The 20,290-nt window shown below is 66.4% G+C and carries 19 protein-coding genes; 14 read left to right on the top strand and 5 right to left on the bottom strand.

Annotation, left to right across the window (positions count from 1 at the left end; genetic code table 11):
• The first annotated feature begins 289 nt into the window (after positions 1 to 289).
• Positions 290 to 1,678: an amidase gene (locus OIE68_RS29880; protein ID WP_327101853.1), complete on the top strand. Its 1,389-nt coding sequence runs from the start codon at positions 290 to 292 to the stop codon at positions 1,676 to 1,678.
• Here OIE68_RS29880 and OIE68_RS29875 read toward each other — a convergent pair.
• From OIE68_RS29875 to OIE68_RS29865, 3 genes are all read right to left on the bottom strand, one after another.
• Complete coding sequence (locus OIE68_RS29875) at positions 1,657 to 2,547, bottom strand: LysR family transcriptional regulator (protein WP_327094368.1); 891 nt, start codon at positions 2,545 to 2,547, stop codon at positions 1,657 to 1,659. The genes OIE68_RS29880 and OIE68_RS29875 overlap by 22 nt on opposite strands.
• 436 nt (positions 2,548 to 2,983) lie before the next feature.
• Positions 2,984 to 3,856, bottom strand: a complete 873-nt coding sequence (locus OIE68_RS29870; RefSeq protein ID WP_327101852.1) for an SDR family oxidoreductase — start codon at positions 3,854 to 3,856, stop codon at positions 2,984 to 2,986.
• A gap of 65 nt (positions 3,857 to 3,921) precedes the next feature.
• On the bottom strand, positions 3,922 to 5,529 hold the full coding sequence (locus tag OIE68_RS29865; protein ID WP_327094367.1) for an aldehyde dehydrogenase family protein: 1,608 nt from the start codon (positions 5,527 to 5,529) through the stop codon (positions 3,922 to 3,924).
• Between the two features lie 159 nt (positions 5,530 to 5,688).
• Between OIE68_RS29865 and OIE68_RS29860 the strand changes: the two genes are divergently transcribed.
• Positions 5,689 to 7,005, top strand: a complete 1,317-nt coding sequence (locus OIE68_RS29860; protein ID WP_327094366.1) for a PucR family transcriptional regulator — start codon at positions 5,689 to 5,691, stop codon at positions 7,003 to 7,005.
• Positions 7,006 to 7,016: 11 nt separating this feature from the next.
• On the opposite strand, the gene OIE68_RS29855 is transcribed toward OIE68_RS29860, so the two are convergent.
• Positions 7,017 to 7,277 (bottom strand): DUF2277 domain-containing protein, encoded by a 261-nt coding sequence (locus tag OIE68_RS29855; RefSeq protein WP_327094365.1) that lies wholly within the window; start codon positions 7,275 to 7,277, stop codon positions 7,017 to 7,019.
• A 133-nt stretch (positions 7,278 to 7,410) separates the two neighbouring features.
• On the opposite strand from OIE68_RS29855, the gene OIE68_RS29850 reads away from it, so the two are divergent.
• Complete coding sequence (locus tag OIE68_RS29850; protein WP_327094364.1) at positions 7,411 to 8,220, top strand: DUF1266 domain-containing protein; 810 nt, start codon at positions 7,411 to 7,413, stop codon at positions 8,218 to 8,220.
• On the opposite strand, the gene OIE68_RS29845 is transcribed toward OIE68_RS29850, so the two are convergent.
• Complete coding sequence (locus OIE68_RS29845) at positions 8,200 to 9,147, bottom strand: hypothetical protein (RefSeq protein ID WP_327094363.1); 948 nt, start codon at positions 9,145 to 9,147, stop codon at positions 8,200 to 8,202. The genes OIE68_RS29850 and OIE68_RS29845 overlap by 21 nt on opposite strands.
• Positions 9,148 to 9,426: 279 nt before the next feature.
• On the opposite strand from OIE68_RS29845, the gene ftsH reads away from it, so the two are divergent.
• From ftsH to OIE68_RS29790, 11 genes are all read left to right on the top strand, one after another.
• A complete protein-coding gene (ftsH, locus tag OIE68_RS29840; protein WP_327094362.1) occupies positions 9,427 to 11,808 on the top strand; it encodes an ATP-dependent zinc metalloprotease FtsH in 2,382 nt (793 codons plus the stop codon).
• A 199-nt stretch (positions 11,809 to 12,007) separates the two neighbouring features.
• Positions 12,008 to 12,598, top strand: coding sequence for a GTP cyclohydrolase I FolE (gene folE / locus OIE68_RS29835; RefSeq protein WP_040686186.1), 591 nt, complete (start codon positions 12,008 to 12,010; stop codon positions 12,596 to 12,598).
• A gap of 80 nt (positions 12,599 to 12,678) precedes the next feature.
• Entirely contained in the window at positions 12,679 to 13,506 is an 828-nt protein-coding gene (folP, locus tag OIE68_RS29830) for a dihydropteroate synthase (RefSeq protein ID WP_327094361.1), read from the top strand.
• Between the two features lie 23 nt (positions 13,507 to 13,529).
• Positions 13,530 to 13,964, top strand: coding sequence for a dihydroneopterin aldolase (folB, locus tag OIE68_RS29825; protein ID WP_327101851.1), 435 nt, complete (start codon positions 13,530 to 13,532; stop codon positions 13,962 to 13,964).
• Positions 13,965 to 14,114: 150 nt separating this feature from the next.
• A complete protein-coding gene (folK, locus tag OIE68_RS29820; RefSeq protein WP_327094360.1) occupies positions 14,115 to 14,648 on the top strand; it encodes a 2-amino-4-hydroxy-6-hydroxymethyldihydropteridine diphosphokinase in 534 nt (177 codons plus the stop codon).
• A gap of 5 nt (positions 14,649 to 14,653) precedes the next feature.
• Positions 14,654 to 15,124 (top strand): DUF3180 domain-containing protein, encoded by a 471-nt coding sequence (locus tag OIE68_RS29815; protein WP_327101850.1) that lies wholly within the window; start codon positions 14,654 to 14,656, stop codon positions 15,122 to 15,124.
• 70 nt (positions 15,125 to 15,194) lie between these two features.
• Entirely contained in the window at positions 15,195 to 16,244 is a 1,050-nt protein-coding gene (locus OIE68_RS29810; RefSeq protein WP_327094359.1) for a DUF6779 domain-containing protein, read from the top strand.
• A gap of 861 nt (positions 16,245 to 17,105) precedes the next feature.
• Positions 17,106 to 18,050, top strand: coding sequence for a Rossmann-like and DUF2520 domain-containing protein (locus tag OIE68_RS29805; protein ID WP_327094358.1), 945 nt, complete (start codon positions 17,106 to 17,108; stop codon positions 18,048 to 18,050).
• Positions 18,047 to 19,003: a pantoate--beta-alanine ligase gene (panC, locus tag OIE68_RS29800; RefSeq protein ID WP_327094357.1), complete on the top strand. Its 957-nt coding sequence runs from the start codon at positions 18,047 to 18,049 to the stop codon at positions 19,001 to 19,003. The genes OIE68_RS29805 and panC overlap by 4 nt, the downstream gene beginning before the upstream one ends.
• 14 nt (positions 19,004 to 19,017) lie before the next feature.
• Complete coding sequence (gene panD / locus OIE68_RS29795) at positions 19,018 to 19,437, top strand: aspartate 1-decarboxylase (RefSeq protein ID WP_040686161.1); 420 nt, start codon at positions 19,018 to 19,020, stop codon at positions 19,435 to 19,437.
• On the top strand, positions 19,437 to 20,231 hold the full coding sequence (locus OIE68_RS29790; RefSeq protein WP_327094356.1) for a type III pantothenate kinase: 795 nt from the start codon (positions 19,437 to 19,439) through the stop codon (positions 20,229 to 20,231). The genes panD and OIE68_RS29790 overlap by 1 nt, the downstream gene beginning before the upstream one ends.
• Positions 20,232 to 20,290 lie beyond the last annotated feature (59 nt).

Here is a 20,290-nt window from a genome sequence, read left to right as displayed (position 1 = left end):
TGGATCACCCGATTTCGACAACCATGCGACGGGGAAGAACCAGCACATGAACAACACTGCGGCGCGAGCGACGGGCGCGGAGGCGGTAGCGGAGCGTGACCACGGAACAACCCGGGAGCAGCGCTGTACATCGAATACTGTGACGGCCGCGGCGGGTGGCATCGCGGCGGCGGACCCGACAGCGACGGATTCGACCGCTCCGGAGGCTGCTGAAGCCCCGGAGGTGCAGGCCGCCCGTGGGGTCGCGGTGGGCGGGACCGACGCCGTACATGCTTCGATGGACTCCAGCATGCCACGCGAATCCGGCCTGTCACGAGGTCCGGCGGCGGCAATCGCGGCGAGTGTGCGTGACGGCTCGCTGACGCCGACCGAAACCGTCGATACCGCCCTGGATCTGATCGCCGCCGAGAACCGAAAGACGAATGCGTTCACGGTCGTTCGCTACGCTAAGGCACGGGCCGAGGCACTCGCGCTGGAACAGCGTTCCGATCTGGATCTGCTGCCGCTGGCGGGTGTGCCCATCGCGATAAAACACAACATCGCGGTCGAGGGTGAATCGATCCTCGCCGGTTCCACCGCGACCGATACCCGCCCGGCTACCGCCGACCATCCGGTGGTGCGCAGGCTGCGGGACGCGGGCGCGGTAGTGGTCGGGCTGACCGCGGTCCCCGAACTGGGCCTGTGGGGCACGACCGAGAGCGAGGGCCGCATCGGTCGGAACCCGTGGAATTCCGCCCGCAGCTCCGGTGGCTCGTCCGGCGGTTCGGCCGCGGCCGTGGCGGCCGGGTTGGTGCCGGTGGCGCACGGCAACGACGGGCTCGGTTCGGTGCGCATTCCCGCGGCCTGCTGCGGGGTATTCGGGATCAAGCCGGGGCGGCATACCGTACCCGCCGAGGTAGGCGTCGATTCCTGGTCCGGAATGGTCGAAAACGGTGTGCTCGCGACGACAGTCGGCGATGCCGCGCTCATGCTGTCCGTGCTGGCCGCGCGCCCGGACCTAGCCGAGTTGGAGCCGCCGGGCCGACTACGCATCGGGCTGGCCGTGGCGCCACCGTCCCGGATGTTCCGGGTCGATCGGCACTGGACCGCGGCGGCCCGCACCGCTGCTTCGGCCGCAGCTGCGGCCGGGCACCTGGTGGAATCGGTGACACTGCCCTACGGCGAATCGCTCGTTTCGGTCGGCCTGCGCTGGTTGGCATGCGCCGCGCGTGAGGCCGCGAATCTAATCCGCCCCGAACGTCTGCAGCGGCGCACCCGCCGCCACATCGCACTCGGTCGGCTCGTCCAGCGGCTGCGGCTGGTGCGCCCGGCCCAGGTGGACCGGGTCGAGGCGCAACTCCTGGACTTCTTCGAGCGCTACCACGTGGTGATCACCCCGACGCTCGCCGCGCCGCCACCGCGGGCCAGGGCTTGGCACACCCTGGGGTGGCTCGCGAATGTCGTTATCAGCGCTCGGTATTCACCGTTCACACCGCTGTGGAATCTGGTCGGCTGGCCCGCCGCGTCGATCCCGATGGGAATGCACCCGAGATCCAAAACGCCGGTCGCCGCCCAACTCACGGCACCGCCCGGCAGTGAATCGATCCTGCTGCGCCTCGCGGCTCAACTCGAGTCGATCCACCCCTGGAAGCGAACGGTGAACGAAGGGGTGAACGATCAGCCCGCGATTGCGGGCTGATGCTGCACTGCGAAACCACCGTCGACCGCGCGTGCGGCGAATTCGAGGATGGTGGGTCGGTTGTCGTCGGCGCGCCAGGCGACCGCCAGTTCGCACGGGGGGAGTCCGGCGAGCGGGCGAGCGGTCAGACCCGGCCAGCGGTACATCGGCACATTGTTCTCGGCCAGCAGGCAGACGCCGAGGCCGAGGCTCACGGCCTCCAGCTTGTCCTCGGGGGTCGCCGCCTCGGCGCCGATCTTGGGCTGACGGCCGTTGCGGGCATCGTTGCCGAGCCAGAAGTCGCGCACCGCACCGGCCTCGGTGGGCAGTGCGATGAACGGTTCGTCCAGCAGGTCGGCGAAGTCGATGGTCTCGTTCTCGGCCAGCGGATGGTTCTCCGGCAGCAGCACCCAGCGCGGCTCGGTGCGCAGCACCTGCCAGCGGTACCGGTTCGGATCGGGTAGTGGGAGCCAGACCAGGGCGAGGTCGGCCTGTCGACCGGCCAGACCACTGGACGGGTCGGTCCAGGAGGCGGCGTGCAGTGCCAGGCGGTGCCCGCTCGCGCTCTCCAGATCGTTGAGCAGCCCGCGGCCGAGCGCGGATTGGATGCCGACGCGCAGCACCTCACCCGCCTCCTGCAGGGAGACGTTGGTGATCTCCCACAGCTCCAGGATCTTGCGGGCGCCTTCGAGCAGCTCCTTACCCGCGACGGTCAGCGCGACGCTGCGCTGGTTGCGGTCGAACAGGACCACGTCGAGCTGGCGTTCCAGCTGACGAATCTGACGCGACAGGGTGGGTTGAGCGATGTGCAGCCGCTGGGCGGCGTTGGTGAAGTGCAGTTCCTCAGCGACGGCGACGAAATACCGCAGGTCGCGCAAATGCGGGTCCATAGCCCCTTGCTATCAGAATCGGTCCTGAATTTCCAGCCTATTGAGGCCGGGAAGTCTGGATATGGCAGCCGAAACAGTCGGCAGGTTTGTTAGACACAGCATATGGCTTGTCATGGTCATTTGCATCATCGACTCCGCGAATCTCCAGCACTCGCGCCCCGTGCTGCCGCGCACAAGTTAATTGGGCGTATGACCAGCAATGATCCGGCGTCGGGTGGGCTTACGCGTCGCGCCGGGGAGGTGCTGAAGTGTGGCCGGTCACTGTCGAGAAATCGGTCCGCAACGAGGGTGGTGCCGTTGCGGGTGGGTGGAGTGATGTTAGTCACAATTTTGTTTGCCGTCTCGTTCGAAGGTCCGGGGGAGGCCGCCGCAACGGTGTTCGGACGCGCGAAGGCGCCGTGGTCGATGACTCGACCACGGCGCCTTCGTGGACCGCTCAGAGGCTGCGTGCCCGGTCCTCATAGGCCTTGCGCTCGGCCACGTCCACATCGTCGAGGAAGGCATTGCTCGAACCCAGCGCCCTGGCCAGTCCATCGGCCACCGGCTCAGGCAGCAGATTCACCAGCTGCGACAGGAATCCGGCCACCGCGGTGACCCGGACCTTGGACTTCGGCTCGGCGATCAGCGCGACGATCGCATCGGCGATCTCCTCCGGCTCGGCCGGGCGCAGTAGCTTCGGGCCGCTCACGCCGGAGCCGAGTTCGGTATTCGTCAGTGTCGGCAGCACCGAGGAGAATGCGACACCCGAACCCCGGTACTCCTCACGCAGGGTGTCGGTGAAGCCGAGCACCGCATGCTTGCTGGCGTTGTAGGTCGCCAGGCCGGGGATATGCGTCTCGCCGGCGAGCGAGGCGATATTGATGATGTGTCCGCGCTTGCGCGCCAGCATGCGGGCCAGGCCCAGCTTGGAGCCGAGGATCACGCCGTAGACATTGATATCCAGAATGCGGCGCGTGATCTGATCCGGCTCATCGGCGAATCTGCCGGTCGGCATGATGCCCGCATTGTTGATCAGCACGTCGATCGGGCCGATGGTGCGCTCGACTTCGTCGAGGAAGCTCTCGAACGAGTTGGGATCGGTGACATCGAGCCGGCCGTACAGCTCGAAATCGCGGGCCGCGCCGGACTCCTTGACCGTGGTCTCGTCGATATCGCCGATCGCGATCTTGGCGCCGAGCGCCTGCAGTGCGGTCGCCGTCGCCAGTCCGATGCCACGTGCGCCACCGGTGATGACGACGACCTTGCCGCGAATCTTCGCCGCGGCGGTGTTGGATTTGCGGAGCTCCCCGTGCCCTCCGTGGGCGCGTATGCCTTGCGGTGTGCCGCTCTGATGGCCCTTACCAGCTGCCTCCGGGCCCGTCGCGCGCTCCGCGGTCACTTGTTGTCTCCCTTGAGTTTCAGAATTGCCGCAATGTCGATGCGCCGCAGTCCGCGCGCCCCCGCGGCACGCATAGCGCCGAGCCCGAACAGCACCTTCGGCATCTGGTACGGGAACCAGAGCAGTTCCTTCTGCTGGGTCGGCAGGATCGGCGTGGTGATCGCCTTCTGCCTGCAGTACTTGCGAACTCCGTTCGGGCCGCCCCAGCGTGCGCCGACACCGGACTGTCCCCAACCGCCCATCGGCAGCGCGAAGCTGAACAGGTTGACGAAGACATCGTTGATATTCACCGCGCCGACTTCGAGGGCACGCGCCACACGCTCGCCGCGCTCCTTATCGCCGGTCCACACCGAGGCCGACAGACCATAGATCGAATCATTGGCCAGCCGAACGGCTTCCGCCTCGTCGGCGACCTTGATCACCGGCAGAGTCGGGCCGAAGGTCTCCTCGGTAATGCACGACATGGTGTGGTCGACATCGACGAGCACCGTCGGTTCGAACAGGGTGCCGACACCGGTGCGTTTGCCGCCGGTGGTCACCTTGGCGCCCGCCGCGACGGCCTCGTCGACATGCCGCTGCACGATCTGGACCTGATTCTCATTGGCCAGCGCGCCCACGTCGTATTTGGACTCGCGACCGTCGAGACCCTGGCGCAGATTCTTCACCGCATCGGTGAGCTTGGCGACGAATTCGTCGTAAACCGGAGCCTCGACATACACCCGCTCCACCGAAATGCAGACCTGGCCCGAGTTGAACATGCCGCCGAAGGCGATGCCGTGCGCGGCCCGATCCAGATCCGCGTCGGCCAGCACAATGGCCGGATCCTTACCGCCCAATTCCAGGCTGTAGGGAATCAACCGCTCGACACAGGCGGCGGCGATCTTGCGCCCGGTCGCGGTCGAACCGGTGAACTGGATGTAGTCGGCATTCTCGACCACCGCGGCACCGGTCGCACCCGCACCGGTGACCACGGCGAAGACCGGCGGCGCACCGATTTCGGCCCAGCCCCTTGCCAATTCGATCGCCGAAAGCGGAGTCACCTCCGACGGTTTGAGGATCACCGCGGCGCCGGCCGCCAGCGCCGGGATCACATCGATGACCGGCATGGCCAGCGGGAAGTTCCACGGCGTGATCACGCCGACCACCGGATACGGCTTGTACACCGTGGTCAGCTTCTTGACCCGGGCCAGCGGGCTGTGCGGCGAGGGATGGTCGTCGGCGAGGAATTTCCCGGCCCGGCGCGCGTAGTAGCCGATGAGATCGGTGGAGAAGGCCGGGTCGATCAGTGCGTCCACGCGGGGTTTGCCCGCCTCGGCCTGCAGCACATCGGCCAGATGCTCGGTGTTGTCGATGATCCAGTCCTGTAGCTTCAGCAGCCATTCCTTGCGCCCGTCGGGGCCGATGGCCTCCCATTCCGGCTGGTACAGGCGCAATTCGCGGATCTTGGCCGCGACCGCTTCGGCGCTCTCGTTCGGCACCGTGCCGACCACCGCGCCGGTGCCCGGATTGCGCACCTCGATGACGGCAGGATCGCTCTTTTGTGGCGCTGTCTTTCGTGCCGTTGTCTTCTTGGCGGCGCCGGGCACCGATTCGGTGTTGGTCACTGCTGTTCTCCCCAATGACGTTGTGCTGAACCGCTGGTGCTGATCGGTGTGAATCAGCTCACTGACCTATGATCGTGACACAAGATCGCACGACTTTCTTGGGTCGATTTGTCAATGAACTCGGCCATATTTGTACTCAGAGAACAATTCGGAGGAATTATGGCCGCTGCCTCGGCAGGTCGGTTCGCCGCCGCGGACCCGTTGCGGACCGATTCCGATCCGAACGTCGAGATCGTGCGCGACTGGCTGGCCGAATACGTCTACGAGACGATGCGGACCCAGACGTTGGAGCAGATCGTCGACCGCCTCGACAACGCGATCATCGCCCGCATTCCAGAACTGGCCGACCGCGATATCCGCCGCGATCTCGCGGCCAGTACACGGGCACACGCCAGGGTCATGCTGAGCGGGCTCACCAGTGACACCTTCGATTTCACGCTGCCGGACGAGGTACACGCCTTCGCGCGCACGATCGCCCGGCGCGGTTTCCACCTGCGCCTACTGCTGCGGACCTATCACGTCGGGCAAGAGGCCGTCCTCGACTACATGAGCGACGCCATCGATGAGCGGCGTCCGCCGCAGGAAATCGAGCGCGCGGTCATGTTGCGGCTGTTCGAGCGATCGACCAGGTGGGTCGGCAATTCGGTGGAGGCGCTGACCGACACCTACATGGAAGAACGCGAGCGGATCCTGCGTGCCGATCTCAATCGCCGCACCGAGACCGTCCGCGCGCTGCTCGCCGACGACGAATTGGACCTCGACCAGGCCTCGATTCGGCTCGGATACCGCCTGGCGCAAAAACATTTGGCATTCGTGTGCTGGGCCGACGAAACGTCGGGTGATGCCGAGATGAGCGGGCAGCTGGATCGGGTCGCGGCCCGGCTCGCGGGTGCGCTCGGCAGCAATCGGGTGCTGACCGTCCCATCCGGGGCGAGCGGCATGTGGGCCTGGGTGGGGCTGGACGACGAGGCGCATGCGGCGGAACTGGCCGAGCCCGCTCGACTGGCCGAATTGGTGGCCGGTCAGGTCGATGCGCCGGTGCGGGTCGCGTTCGGGGTGCCCGCGCCGCAGGCCGCCGGGTTCCGGCAGAGCCATCACGAGGCCGTCGCGGCCAGGCACGTCGCCGAGCACGGTCCGGCGGATCGAGCGCGGGTCACCGCATATCGCGAGGTGGAGATCGCCTATCTGGCGGGCGCCGACGCCGCGGCCATGCGCGGTCTGATCGGGCGCGAATTACGCGCGCTGGCGGGCCGTGATGTCAATGCCACACGACTGCGCGAAACACTGCACGCATATCTGAAAAGCCATCGCAGCCCGGAGGCCACGGCGAAATTACTCGGTGTGCACAAGAACACGGTCCGCTATCGGATCCAGCGGATCGAGGAACTGCTCGGCCATCCGATCGAAGCGCGCAGCCTGCCGCTGGAGATCGCACTGGCCTGCGTCGCCACCTACGGCGCAGACGCCCTACCTTGAAACGCTACGAACTACTCCGCCTCCGCGACCTCGCGGTCGTGGCGTAGCGGCGGTTCGGTGACCGGTGCGACCCGCGCATCCGGTAAATCCGCGAGCAATTGCGTGGTCGCTGCCGCGATGGCGTTCACCGCCTTGTCGACGGCTGCCTTGGTTGTGGTGCTCAGGCCGGACACGCCACCGACCGTACGCACATACTGCAGTGCGGCAGCATAGATTTCCTGCTCGGTAGGCGCAGGATCCAGGCCACGAAGGAGGGTGATGTTGCTACTCATGGGAGCACACTACTGCCCATTGTCGGGGTAAGGCAGGCCAAGAAACATATCCGACAAAGCCAAGCGATTACACAGGTCCATCCAAGATCGATGGTGAACAATCGGGAGTATGCCTGCCCGCGGTGTACCGACCTTGACAACATTCCCCTACGACGAGCTCGACAAGCGGGAAGAGGACCACTGGTCCGGCGCGGCGGTATCGGATGACGAACTGCGTGCGCTCGCACTCGGCGGCTTCTATTCGGCGCGCTGGGACGCCTTCCACGACGCGCTGCTGCTCGGTCCCGAGCGCGACCATCCGCTCGGTGACCGGCGCGAACTCGCCATAGATACGCTCACCGGCGCCTGGGGCATCACCGACGGCACCGAGGCGCAGGCCTCCATGGAGCAACTGCTCGAAGGGATGCACGCGCCGCTGTACGCGATGGTGCATCCATTGGTGATGGCATCGATCAATGCCAGTGAACGCGATCGGTTCGGTGAGCGGGCCGATCGGCACCGCGCCTTCCTGCGGCAGGTGGGCTCGTTCCGGGGGATGGACAATCCGGAGGCGCTGGTCCGCGATTACGACATCTGGTCGCAGGCGATCAAAATCGGTTTCACCGATCATCTGGCCCGTCCGCTGCCGAGCGATATCCATGCCTGGGATCTGGCCCGGGTGGTCGCGGTGGCCCGAATGGCCTTTACCGCGGGTTATCTCGACGCCGAGGTGGCCTGGGGATATCTGATGCGGGCACTGCCGCTGGCGCAGCGCAAATACCGGAATTGGCGCCAATTCGGCGATGCCTACCTGACCGGCTGGACCTACTGGCAGGCCTGTGAGGATCTGGCCGAACTCAAGAACGGCGGCGTGGATCGGCGCATGGAACTGCTGCGCCTGTGGTTGCGTCCGACCAGCCCGTGGCGGCGGATCACGCTGCAATCAGTGCCCGTCGGGGAGTGAGCGCAGAATCCCGCGGCCGTAGCGCTGGAACTGTCCGTCATCGACCATGCCGAGGGAATGCCGCTCCACCAGCAATTCCCATTCGGAATAAAGCTGGGCGACGCCTGGATCGGCTGGACCGGCCGCGCTGTCGGCCGAATCGCGCCGGACGGCGAAATTCACCGCGCAGGTGACGCGTTCGGTATCGGCCCGATCGGTGCCGGTGAAATGCAACGTGACGTTTCCGTCGTGCACATCGATGCCGGTCTCGCCACGCACCGAGCCGATCTCACCGGGCGCCGTCACGGCGCCGTCGGTGGTGCGCGCCCACATGACGACCGGGATGGGTAGCTCGTGGGCGTACCTGTCGCCGGGGCCGATGGAGATGAAGAGCAGCCGTCCGGTGGTCGCGGCCAGCAGGCCGGGGCCGGTGCCCGCGGGCGGATGCGCCACCACAATGGCGGTCTCCAGCACATATTCGTCGACGGTGACATAGCGATGCAGAGCGGCTATCGCCGCCTTGGCTTCGCGCTTGGGGGTCATCCGCCGCACGGCTCGATCGACATCGGCTCTGGTCGGCCCGCTCTTACCCCACTGCGGGGCGGGCGGCTGTAGATCGGGTGCGGCCACATCGATGCGCTGGCCGGCCAGGATCTGACCGTTGATGCGCTCGACGATCTCGGCGGCCGCGGGGAAATCGTGTTCGGCTATCAATACCGGTAGCGGGGTGCGGTCGGCGGGCACACCGGTGAGCACGGGCGTGGGATAACGCAGATAGATCTCGATGACGACGGCATCGTCGGCGCGGCGGTTCAGCCGAACCTTGAGTAGATCGGTGACCGGCACATCGAGGACGCGCTCGCCCTCGCTGCCCGGGCGTAGAACGATCAGTCGTCCACGGCCGTGCCGCAGTATCGCTGTGGGTGTCCGTAGCTCAACTATGTCCATACCCCCTGCGCTCTTATGTGTCGTCGCTCACGATAGGCCGAACATGACATGATTGTGACCACTTGGCGTAACCCGACCGGAGACTTCGGGAACCACGGACGTTCCCCGACCGTTTACCTGTCGAACTACACCAGCTGCCGAACTGCGCGATGTATCGACTAGACCGTACGCGGTAACGTGGCATGTCCGCATCCGAACTACCGGACGGGACGCGCCCGACGCCACGCTAGGCATGCACCGGAGACACCCGGAAAGGACTGGCCGCCCGGCCTAAGCTCTATGAACCGCAAGACTGTGTTTCGCACCCTGGCCATAGTCTCGGGCATCTTGCTCGTGATTTATGCGTTCAGCTATTTCGGCAATGACACGCGCGGCTGGAAGAGCGTCGATACCTCGGTGGCGTTGAGTCAGCTGAACGACAAGAGCAACGTCAAGAACGTCCAGATCGACGACCGCGAGCAGCAGGTTCGTATCGAGCTGAACAATGGGAACGACGCCACTTCCGGCTCGAAGAAGATCATCGCCAAGTATCCGGGCGGCAGTGAGACCTCCAACCAGGTCTTCGACACCGTGCAGAAGTCCGGCGCACCCTTCAACACCGTGGTCAAACAGGACAGCTGGTTCACCCAGATCCTGCTGTTCGTGCTGCCGATGGTGATCTTGTTGGGCCTGTTCATCTTTGTGATGTCGCGCATGCAGGGCGGTGGTCGCGGCGGCATGATGGGCTTCGGTAAGTCCAAGGCCAAACAGCTGTCCAAGGACATGCCCAAGACCACCTTCGCGGATGTGGCCGGCGCCGACGAGGCCGTCGAAGAGCTCTACGAAATCAAGGACTTCCTGCAGAACCCGGTCCGCTACCAGGCGCTGGGCGCGAAGATCCCGAAGGGCGTGCTGCTCTACGGCCCGCCCGGAACCGGTAAGACCCTGCTGGCGCGCGCCGTCGCGGGTGAGGCCGGGGTGCCGTTCTTCACCATCTCCGGCTCGGACTTCGTCGAGATGTTCGTCGGTGTCGGCGCCTCCCGCGTGCGCGACCTGTTCGAGCAGGCCAAGCAGAACAGCCCATGCATCATCTTCGTCGACGAGATCGACGCGGTCGGCCGCCAGCGCGGCGCCGGCCTCGGCGGCGGTCACGACGAGCGTGAGCAGACGCTGAACCAGTTGCTCGTCGAGATGGACGGCTTCGGCGATCGCACCGGCGTCATCCTGATCGCCGCGACCAATCGCCCCGACATCCTCGATCCGGCCTTGCTGCGTCCGGGCCGGTTCGACCGGCAGATCCCGGTCAGCAATCCGGACCTGGCCGGGCGTCGCGCCATCCTGCGGGTGCATTCGCAGGGCAAGCCGATCTCGCCGGAGGCAGATCTCGACGGTCTGGCCAAGCGCACCGTCGGCATGTCCGGCGCGGATCTGGCCAATGTCGTCAACGAGGCCGCACTGCTCACCGCCCGCGAGAACGGTGCGGTGATCACCGGCGAGCAACTCGAGGAGTCGGTGGACCGCGTCGTCGGTGGTCCGCGCCGTAAGAGCCGCATCATCAGCGAGCACGAGAAGAAGATCACCGCCTACCACGAGGGCGGCCACACCCTGGCCGCCTGGGCGATGCCGGATATCGAGCCGGTCTACAAGGTCACCATCCTGGCCCGCGGCCGCACCGGCGGCCACGCCATGACGGTGCCCGAGGACGACAAGGGCCTGATGACCCGCTCGGAGATGATCGCCCGCCTGGTCATGGCGATGGGCGGCCGCGCGGCCGAGGAACTGGTGTTCCACGAGCCGACCACCGGCGCGTCCTCGGATATCGACCAGGCCACCAAGATCGCGCGCGCCATGGTTACCGAATACGGCATGAGCGCTCGGCTGGGCGCGGTGCGCTACGGCCAGGAGCAGGGCGACCCGTTCCTCGGTCGCTCGATGGGCATGGGTTCGGACTACTCGCACGAGGTCGCGGGCGCCATCGACGAGGAGGTGCGCAACCTCATCGAGGCCGCGCACACCGAGGCGTGGGCCATCCTCAACGAGTACCGCGATGTGCTCGATGTGCTCGCCACGGCGCTGCTGGAGCGGGAGACCTTGCACCGCAAGGATCTCGAGGAGATCCTCGCCGCGGTGGAGAAGCGTCCGCGCATCACCGCATTCAACGATTTCGGCGATCGCGTGCCGTCGGATAAGCCGCCGGTGAAGACCCCGGGTGAACTGGCCGCCGAACGCGGCGAGCCCTGGCCCCCGCAGGCGCCGGCGCTGCCGAAGCTGCCGCAGCGTGAACCCGCCGCGGCCAACGGCTATCCGGACGGCGGTTATCAGGACCCGCGCTACGGCGCCGGTCACCCCCAGCCGCCCGCGACCGGTCACCCGCTGCCGCAGGCACCAGCCCCCGCCTATCCGCGACAGGGCGCGACGCACGGCTCGCGGCCGGATTACGGTGCTCCGGCCGGTTGGTCGGCACCGGGCTGGCCGCCGCGCGACGAGCCGCAGCAGCAGTCGGGTCAGCCCGGCTACGGCGGCTGGCAGGGGGAGCCGCAGCCGCGCCACGGCTACCCGCAGCCGCAGCAGCCATGGGGTCAGCCGGGCCGCGGCAACGACGGCTATGACGAGCCCGCCAACGGCGCCGGGAATAACGAGGGCGAGAACCACGATTGGGATGGACCGAACGGTCGGCACTGACACGTGCCGATTAGGCTCGACCATCTGGGTGCGGGGAGATTGCTCGCGCCTGAGATTTTGGAGGTGTCCTCGATTGTCGGCCAACAATCACGTCGGTGGGCCGGGGCATGTGAACGGCGGTGCCGTTGCGAATGCCAGCGCTTTCGACGAATTCGACGAACCGGTCAAGTACAACGGTGCGGGCCCGGCCGGGCCCGACCTGATCGCACTGGAGACCGGCAGCCCATTCGATCAGCCCCGAGCCGAGGCCGCGATCCGAGAATTGCTGATCGCGGTCGGTGAGAATCCGGACCGGCCCGGCCTGATCGATACGCCCGCGCGAGTTGCCCGTGCCTATCGGGAGATGTTCGCCGGGCTCTTCACCGAGCCGGATGCGGTGCTGAACACCACCTTCGACGAGGGGCACCAGGAACTGGTGCTGGTTCGCGATATCCCGCTGTACTCGACCTGTGAGCACCATTTGGTGTCCTTCCATGGCGTCGCGCACGTCGGCTACATTCCGGGCCCGCACGGCCGGGTAACCGGACTGTCCAAACTGGCCAGACTGGTCGATCTGTACGCCAAGCGTCCGCAGGTGCAGGAGCGGCTGACCAGCCAGATCGCCGATGCCGTCATGCGCAAGCTGGATCCGCGCGGCGCCATCGTCGTGATCGAGGCCGAGCACCTGTGCATGGCCATGCGCGGTATCCGCAAGCCCGGTGCCAGCACCACCACCTCCGCCGTGCGCGGTCTGCTGCAGTCCAACGCCGCCTCGCGGGCCGAGGCCCTCGATCTGATCCTGCGGAAGTGAGGCACCGCGCGGTGTCGACTCATGCCCCCGATCCCCTCCGGAGCAGTGTCGCGCCGCGTGATAGTCGCTCCTGTGTGGTGATGGGTGTCGTGAACGTCACCAGCGATTCGTTTTCCGACGGCGGCCGCTATCTCGATCCGAGCCTGGCCATCGCGCACGGCATCGAGCTGTACGAGGCGGGCGCCGACATCATCGATATCGGCGGCGAGTCGACCCGGCCCGGTGCGGTGCGGATCGACCCGGAAACCGAGGCCGCGCGGGTGGTTCCGGTCATTCGCGGCTTGGTAGCTGCCGGTGTGCCGACCAGTGTGGACACTATGCGGGCCGGTGTCGCCGAGGCGGCGATCGCGGCCGGAGTATCGGTCGTCAACGATGTCTCCGGTGGCCGCGCCGATCCGGATATGGTGAAAGTCGTTGCAGCAGCAGAGGTTCCGTGGATCCTCATGCATTGGCGGGCGGGCGCGGACTATCGGCACACCGGTCCGGCCGACCACTACGACGATGTGGTAGCCGAGGTGCTCGCCGAATTGACCGCACAGGTGGACCTGGCCGTAGCGGCCGGTGTGGATCGGTCCCGGCTGGTACTCGATCCCGGCCTCGGTTTCGCCAAGAATGCCGAACACAATTGGGCGCTACTCGGCGCACTGCCCGAATTGGTCGGCCACGGGCTGCCGATTCTCATCGGCGCCTCCCGTAAACGATTCCTCGGCGCCCTGCTCGCCGATGCCGCGGGCCCGCGCCCACCCGACGGCCGGGAGACCGCCACCGCGACGGTGTCGGCGCTGGCCGCCCTCCACGGGGCCTGGGGTGTCCGCGTCCACGATGTGCGCGCCTCGCTGGATGCTATTGCAGTGACCGACGCCTGGCTGCGCGCCGCCCGAACCAGCACCCGAGGAGCCGCGAAATGACCGCAGCGTCACGCAGCGATTCGATGAGGGGTGGTGGCCGGGAGACGGGTGGGACCGAGCAGTTGGACCGGATCGAGCTGCGCGGCCTGCGCGCATACGGCTATCACGGCTGCTTCGACTACGAACGCCGCGACGGCCAGGAGTTCCTGGTCGATCTGACGGTATGGACCGATTTCGCCGCCGCCGCGGCCACCGACGACCTCGCGAACACCATCGACTACGGCGCCCTCGCCGAGCGCGCCGTGCAGATCATCCAGGGCCCGCCGCGCAATCTCATCGAAAAGGTGGTCGCCGAGATCGCCGACGATGTGATGACCGATCCCCGCATCCAGTCGGTCGAGGTGGTCGTGCACAAACCGTCCGCGCCGATTCCGCACACCTTCGCCGATGTCCGCGTGGTCACCTCGCGGCAGCGGGGAGTCGTGGTGGAACCGAGCGCCGGCGAGGTGGAGCCATGAGCGAGCGCAGCGAGGGAATCAATAACACAGCGTCCCCGACGATGGCGGAACCGAGCGCCGGCGAGGTGGAGCCATGAGCGAGCGCAGCGAGGGAATCAATAACACAGCGTCCCCGACGATGGCGGAACCGAGCGCCAGCGAGGTGGAGCCATGAGTCGCGCCGTCTTGTCGATCGGCTCCAATCTGGGCGATCGGCTCGCACATCTGCGCAGTGTTGTCGAGGGGTTGGGGGATCGCGTGGTCGCGGTTTCGTCGGTGTACTCGACTGCGCCATGGGGCGGGGTCGAACAGGACGACTATTTCAATGCCGTTGTGCTGGCTGATGATCCGGAGTTCGGCGCGCACGATTGGCTGCGCTTCGGGCAACAGTTGGAGCAGGCCGCCGGGCGGGTGCGCGAGGTGCGTTGGGGTGCGCGCACTCTCGATGTCGATGTGGTGTGGTGTGCCGATGGCGGCGTGGTCTGCCGCAGCGACGATCCGGAATTGACCTTGCCGCATCCGCAGGCACACAACCGGGCCTTTGTGCTCATCCCGTGGCTGGATGTGCAGCCGGACGCGGAACTCGATGTCGATGGAACCGCCCGGCCGGTGCGCGACTGGCTCACCGAACTCGACGCGGCCGAGCGCGCCGGCGTCCGGCCGACCGAATTCGTGCTGTCGGCTGCCGCGGAGGGATCGGCGTAGTGAAACTGAAGCCGACCCGGATCCTCGATCTCATCGCCAATGTCGTTATCGCGGCGCTCATCGCCTGGGTGCTCACGCGAATGGCCTATGGCAGTTTTCCGCCGATCTCGATTTATGCGGGCGCATCTCTTTATCCGGTCGCCGCGATCGAAGTTGCGCTCGGCTTCGTAATTCGCGGACGGGTCAATGAACATCAGATCGGCGACGGCAGCCATCAGTTGCATCCGATCACCGCGGCCCGCGCGGTCGCGTTGGCGAAGGCGTCCGCGCAGGTCGGCTCGCTTGCCGCCGGTGTCTGGCTGGGTTTCCTTTTCTGGGTCTTTCCGCAGCGCGGCACCTTGAATGCGGCGGGTGCGGATAGTCCCGGCGCCATTGTCGGGATGCTGGCGGGGGTGGCTTTGGTAGCTGCGGCACTGTGGCTGGAGTATTGCTGTCGGGCTCCCGAGGACCCTTCGGATGATCCAGCAACTACATAGCAAGTAATCCCGTCGGAATCACCGCACGGGAATCTGGGCGCGGCTGGCTGATCAAGCTACCCTGGCGTGCATGGTTTCACCCTCCCGTAGCAGCACCTCTCGTCGACGGCGGGACGACGCGGGAAAATTGTTCATCGGCGTATTGATTCTGCTCGGTCTGGTTGCCAGCGTTTTCCTGGTTTTCAGTGACCGTCTGCAGTTTGTTCGGATCGGCTTGGTGGCGGCGCTGTGGGCGGCCGTCATCGGCGCTTTGGCCGCGACGCGGTACCGCAAGGAAGCCACGATCGATAAGGCCAAGGTTCGTGACCTGCAGACGGTGTACGAGCTCCAGTTGGAACGTGAGGTGACCGCCCGGCGCGAATACGAGCTCGGCGTCGAGGCGCGGGTGCGCGCGGAAGTGGGTGCCGATGCGGCCGAAATGGCCGCGCTGCGCGCCGAACTAACCGTGCTGCGCGAGAGTCTGCAGCGGCTCTTCGACGGTGATCTGCCGATGGATCGACCCGCATTGCGCGCCGATGCGACCCGGATTCACGAGTTGCCGAGTGCATTCGGAAATTCGGCCAACAATAGCTCGGCGAATGCCGACACCTGGCTGGACATGGCATTCCAGCAATCTCCCAGCACCTTGACCCCGGTCTTCGAATCGGATCATCCGGAGCCTCCGCGGTTCGCCAGCCCGTTCGACGATCCGGTGACCGCGGAGACCGCGATCGTCTCGGTCGACGATCTCGATGCTGCGGATATCGCCGACGCCGAGATCGACAACGACCCGCTCACCACCACCGGCGGCTGGGCCGACGCGTTCACCGAGGACCCGGAAAAGACCGGTGTCCCGCCGCGGCTGCAGCCGTTGGAGTACACCGTGCCGCCGCGCCCGTCGTCGCCGGAGCCGTCCGAACCCGAGTCGCATGACCTCTCGACACCGGAGCCGTCCACCCCGACGCCACACCCGGAGCCCACCCCGCATCCGACGACCGCGGTCCCGCCCCTCGGCGCCAGCTCCCGCCGCCGTCGCCGAGTAGATCCGGATGCTGACTCCGGCAACTCCTCACGCCGACTTTCGGTCGCCGAGATCATGGCCAACCTGCAGTCCGAAGAGAAGGGCCGTACGGGGCGCTGATCAGCGCCGAGCGGTGACGGCTCTGCCAGCGACCACCACGGAGCGAGTTTTACGAGCGGCGGGTTCGTGGCCTGTCTCGTGTCGGAGTTGTTGAAGCGTGTGCGCTGCACGTGTAGGGCTCGGCCATCGGGCGCGTGTGCATCGGTGGCCGAACGATCCACCATCAACGACCCCAACGGAGCGAGTCTTACGAGCGACCTGTTCGCGGCCCGTCTCGCGTCCGGGTCGTCGAAGCGTGTGCGCTGCACGTGTAGGGCTCGGCCATCGGGCGTGTGTGCATCGGTGGCTGAACGATCCACCATCAACGACCCCAACGGAGTGAGTCTTTACGAGCGGCCGGTTCTGGCTCGTCTCGCGTGCGAGTCGTCGAAGCGTGCGCGCTGCACGTGTAGGGCTCGGCCATCGGGCGTGTGTGCATCGGTGGCTGAACGATCCACCATCAACGACCCCAACGGAGCGAGTCTTACGAGCGACCCGTTCGCGGCCCGTCTCGCGTCCGAGCCGTCGAAGCGTGCGCGCTGCACGTGTAGGGCTCGGCCATCGGGCGTGTGTGCATCGGTGGCCGAACGATCCACCATCAACGACCCCAACGGAGCGAGTCTTACGAGCGACCCGTTCGCGGCCCGTCTCGCGTCCGAGTCGTCGAAGCGCATGCGACGAAGTCGCGAGTCTCGACGGCTCGGACGCGAGACACAGGGGGCCGCGAACACGCCGCGCCGCAGGCGCGGCAAATCAAACACAGCACTGCGGTGTAAATCACGCGGGTGCCCCGTGGCATCGGCGAGCCATGGGCCGATATTCTCGGTGCGGAACGTCTGGTACCCGGTTGTCCGGGACTGGAACGACATCGAGAGGACAACGTTGACCTCGAGAAGCGTCAACCCTGACAACGCTGCTTCGGGTGACCCCGCGCCTGCACGCTTGACGGTGGGAATCGTCTCGGCGGGCCGCGTCGGCTCCGCACTCGGCGCGGCGCTCGAGCGCGCCGGGCATGTGGTGTTCGGTGTGGCCGCCATTTCCGATGCGTCGGTGCATCGGGCCCGCACTCGACTGCCCGAGTCCGAGATCCTGCCGGTCGAGGAGGTGGCCGCACGCAGCGAGCTGCTGCTGCTGGCCGTACCCGATGCCGAACTAGCCGGGCTGGTGCGTGGGCTCGCATCCGCGGGTGTGGTCCGGGCAGGCAGCATCGTTGCGCACACCTCCGGCGCGAATGGCGTCGGCGTGCTTGCTCCGCTGGCCGAGCGTGGCGTATTGCCGCTGGCCATCCATCCGGCGATGACCTTCACCGGACACGATGAGGATGTCGCTCGTCTCGGCAATGCCTGCTTCGGCATTACCGCCGCCGACGAAATCGGCTTCGCCATCGCGCAATCGCTGGTGATCGAAATGGGTGGTGAGCCGGTTCGGGTGCAGGAAGAAAATCGCCAGCTTTATCACGCGGCGCTCGCACACGGCAGTAATCACCTGGTCACGGTCATCCTGGACGCGGTCGACGGACTGCGCGCCGCACTGGCGGGCCCCGGCCTGCTCGGCCAGCAGATCGTCGACGATCAACCCAATGGTCTGGCCGAACGCCTGCTCGCCCCCTTGGCCTCCGCCGCGCTCGACAATGCCCTGCGCCGCGGTCAGTCGGCGCTGACCGGCCCGGTGGCGCGCGGCGACGCGGATGCCGTTGCCGCCCATCTGACCGCCCTGGAAGCGGTCGATACCCGTCTGGCCGCGGGCTATCGCGCAATGTCGCTGCGCACGGCCGAACGCGCCAAGACCAATCCGGCTCTGATCGAGCTGCTGGAGGGAGGCCGATGATGGATCCGAAATTGCGTGGCGCATACCGGCGCGGCGAGCTGACCGTGCACCACGATCCCGAGGTGATCGCCGCGGTCTCCAAGGCCCTGCGCAGTGTCGGACGTACCGTCGGCCTGGTGCCGACCATGGGCGCACTGCACGAGGGGCATCTCGAGATCGTGCGCCGGGCCAAGCGGACCAATCAGGTGGTCATCGTCTCGATTTTCGTGAATCCGCTGCAGTTCGGTGCGAACGAGGATCTGGATAAATACCCGCGGACCCTCGACGCCGACGTCGAGTTGCTGCGCACCGAGGGTGTGGAGCTGGTATTCGCGCCGAGTGCGTCGGATATGTATCCGGACGGGCCGCGCTCCACCGTGCATCCGGGCCCGATCGGCGCCGAGCTCGAAGGCGCCAGCCGCCCGACGCATTTCGCGGGCATGCTGACCGTGGTCGCGAAGCTGCTGAATATCGCGCGCCCGACCGAGGCGTTCTTCGGCGAGAAGGACTATCAGCAGCTCACACTGATCCGGCAGATGGTGCGCGATCTGAATATGGACGTCAAGATCGTGCCGCTGCCGACGGTTCGCGAACCCGACGGCCTCGCACTGTCCTCCCGCAATCGGTATCTCGATGCGGCACAGCGCGAATCGGCGCTGGCCCTGTCGGCGGCGCTGGCCGCGGGTCGGCATGCGGGTGCGCTCGGCGCCGATGCCGTGCTGGCGGCTGCCCGCGCGGTGCTCGACGCGACCCCCGGTGTCGATGTCGACTATCTCGAATTGCGGTCGTCCACGCTCGCCCCCGCCCCCGCCAACGGCAATGCGCGGCTGCTCATCGCCGCCAGGGTCGGCCCGACCCGCCTGATCGACAATACCGCCGTCGCGCTCGGCGCCCCCGTGGACGGCGGCCACCCCACACTTCCCGATTCGCGCACCGCCGCGACCGATTCCCAGCCTGCCCAGGCCAATTTTTAGGAAGGGCGACAGCGATGTTGCGCACCATGATGAAGTCGAAGATCCACCGTGCCACGGTGACCCATGCCGATCTGCACTATGTCGGCTCGGTGACCGTCGACCAGGATCTGCTCGACGCCGCCGATCTGCTCGAGGGTGAGCAGGTCTGCATTGTCGATATCGATAACGGCGCCCGCCTGGAGACCTATGTGATCGCCGGTGAGCGCGGTTCGGGTGTTATCGGGATCAATGGTGCCGCCGCCCATCTTGTGCATCCCGGTGATCTGGTCATCCTGATCGCCTACGGCATGATGGACGAGGCGGAGCTGAAGGAATATGCCCCGAAGGTCGTCTTCGTCGACGAGCACAATCGTGCGACCGATCTCGGTTCCGATCCGGCGCACGCTCCGGCGGGTTCCGGTCTGGTCACCCCGCGCTCACTGACCACCGTCTGATGCTGCTGACCATCGATGTCCGAAATACGAGCATCGAGCTCGGATTGTTCTCGGGCAGTGGTAGTCACGCGAAGTTGGTGCGGCACTGGCGGATGCATACCAATCCGCTGCTGACCGCGGACGAATTCGCCATGCAGGTGCGCGGATTGGTCGGTGATCAGGTCGAGGAGATCGTCGGAGTTTCGGCGCTGTCCACTGTGCCGCCGGTACTGCGCGAGATCAGATCGATGCTCACTCGCTATTGGGATCATGTGCCGTATGTGGTGGTGGAACCCGGTGTGCGAACCGGTATTCCGCTGCTCGTCGACAATCCCAAGGAAATCGGCGCGGACCGCATCGTGAACACCCTTGCCGCACATCATCGTTTCGGCACGGCCGCGATTGTCGTGGATTTCGGCACCGCCACCACCGTTGATCTGGTATCGGCCAAGGGCGAGTTTCTCGGCGGTGTGCTCGCACCGGGTGTGGAGATCTCCAGTGAGGCGCTCATCGAGCGTGCCGCATTGCGCCGGGTGGAGTTGGCGCGGCCGCGTTCGGTGGTCGGCAAGAACACCGTCGAGGCCATCCAATCCGGCGCGATATTCGGCTTCGCCGGTTTGGTGGACGGTCTGATCGATCGGATTCGCGATGAATTCGACGCATTCGCCGGTGACGATGTCTCGGTGGTCGCGACCGGCGCCACCGCACCGTTGATCGTGCCCGAATCGGAGACCATCGACCACCACGAGCCGCATCTCACATTGACCGGATTGCGCCTGGTCTACGAGCGCAATCAGCGCCGCAAGGGTGTTTGATATGCCCACCCGGGGTGCTCACGCATGACCAGGCGCTTTGCCACCGGTTTTCGCGCTGC

Origin of the sequence: Nocardia vinacea (genome assembly GCF_035920345.1) — a bacterium.
Taxonomy (GTDB): Bacteria; Actinomycetota; Actinomycetes; order Mycobacteriales; family Mycobacteriaceae; genus Nocardia; species Nocardia vinacea_A.
Note: the sequence above shows the minus strand (reverse complement) of the source record. Positions and strands in the feature narration are given on the sequence as shown.

What these genes read in the sequence shown, in the direction of transcription:
- OIE68_RS29880 (WP_327101853.1), top strand. Translation starts at nt 290, where the DNA reads ATGCCACGCGAATCCGGCCTGTCACGAGGTCCGGCGGCGGCAATCGCG.
- OIE68_RS29875 (WP_327094368.1), bottom strand. Translation starts at nt 2,547, where the DNA reads ATGGACCCGCATTTGCGCGACCTGCGGTATTTCGTCGCCGTCGCTGAG.
- OIE68_RS29860 (WP_327094366.1), top strand. Translation starts at nt 5,689, where the DNA reads ATGGCCGCTGCCTCGGCAGGTCGGTTCGCCGCCGCGGACCCGTTGCGG.
- OIE68_RS29855 (WP_327094365.1), bottom strand. Translation starts at nt 7,277, where the DNA reads ATGAGTAGCAACATCACCCTCCTTCGTGGCCTGGATCCTGCGCCTACC.
- OIE68_RS29845 (WP_327094363.1), bottom strand. Translation starts at nt 9,147, where the DNA reads ATGGACATAGTTGAGCTACGGACACCCACAGCGATACTGCGGCACGGC.
- ftsH (WP_327094362.1), top strand. Translation starts at nt 9,427, where the DNA reads ATGAACCGCAAGACTGTGTTTCGCACCCTGGCCATAGTCTCGGGCATC.
- folP (WP_327094361.1), top strand. Translation starts at nt 12,679, where the DNA reads ATGGGTGTCGTGAACGTCACCAGCGATTCGTTTTCCGACGGCGGCCGC.
- folB (WP_327101851.1), top strand. Translation starts at nt 13,530, where the DNA reads ATGAGGGGTGGTGGCCGGGAGACGGGTGGGACCGAGCAGTTGGACCGG.
- folK (WP_327094360.1), top strand. Translation starts at nt 14,115, where the DNA reads ATGAGTCGCGCCGTCTTGTCGATCGGCTCCAATCTGGGCGATCGGCTC.
- OIE68_RS29810 (WP_327094359.1), top strand. Translation starts at nt 15,195, where the DNA reads ATGGTTTCACCCTCCCGTAGCAGCACCTCTCGTCGACGGCGGGACGAC.
- panC (WP_327094357.1), top strand. Translation starts at nt 18,047, where the DNA reads ATGATGGATCCGAAATTGCGTGGCGCATACCGGCGCGGCGAGCTGACC.
- panD (WP_040686161.1), top strand. Translation starts at nt 19,018, where the DNA reads ATGTTGCGCACCATGATGAAGTCGAAGATCCACCGTGCCACGGTGACC.
- OIE68_RS29790 (WP_327094356.1), top strand. Translation starts at nt 19,437, where the DNA reads ATGCTGCTGACCATCGATGTCCGAAATACGAGCATCGAGCTCGGATTG.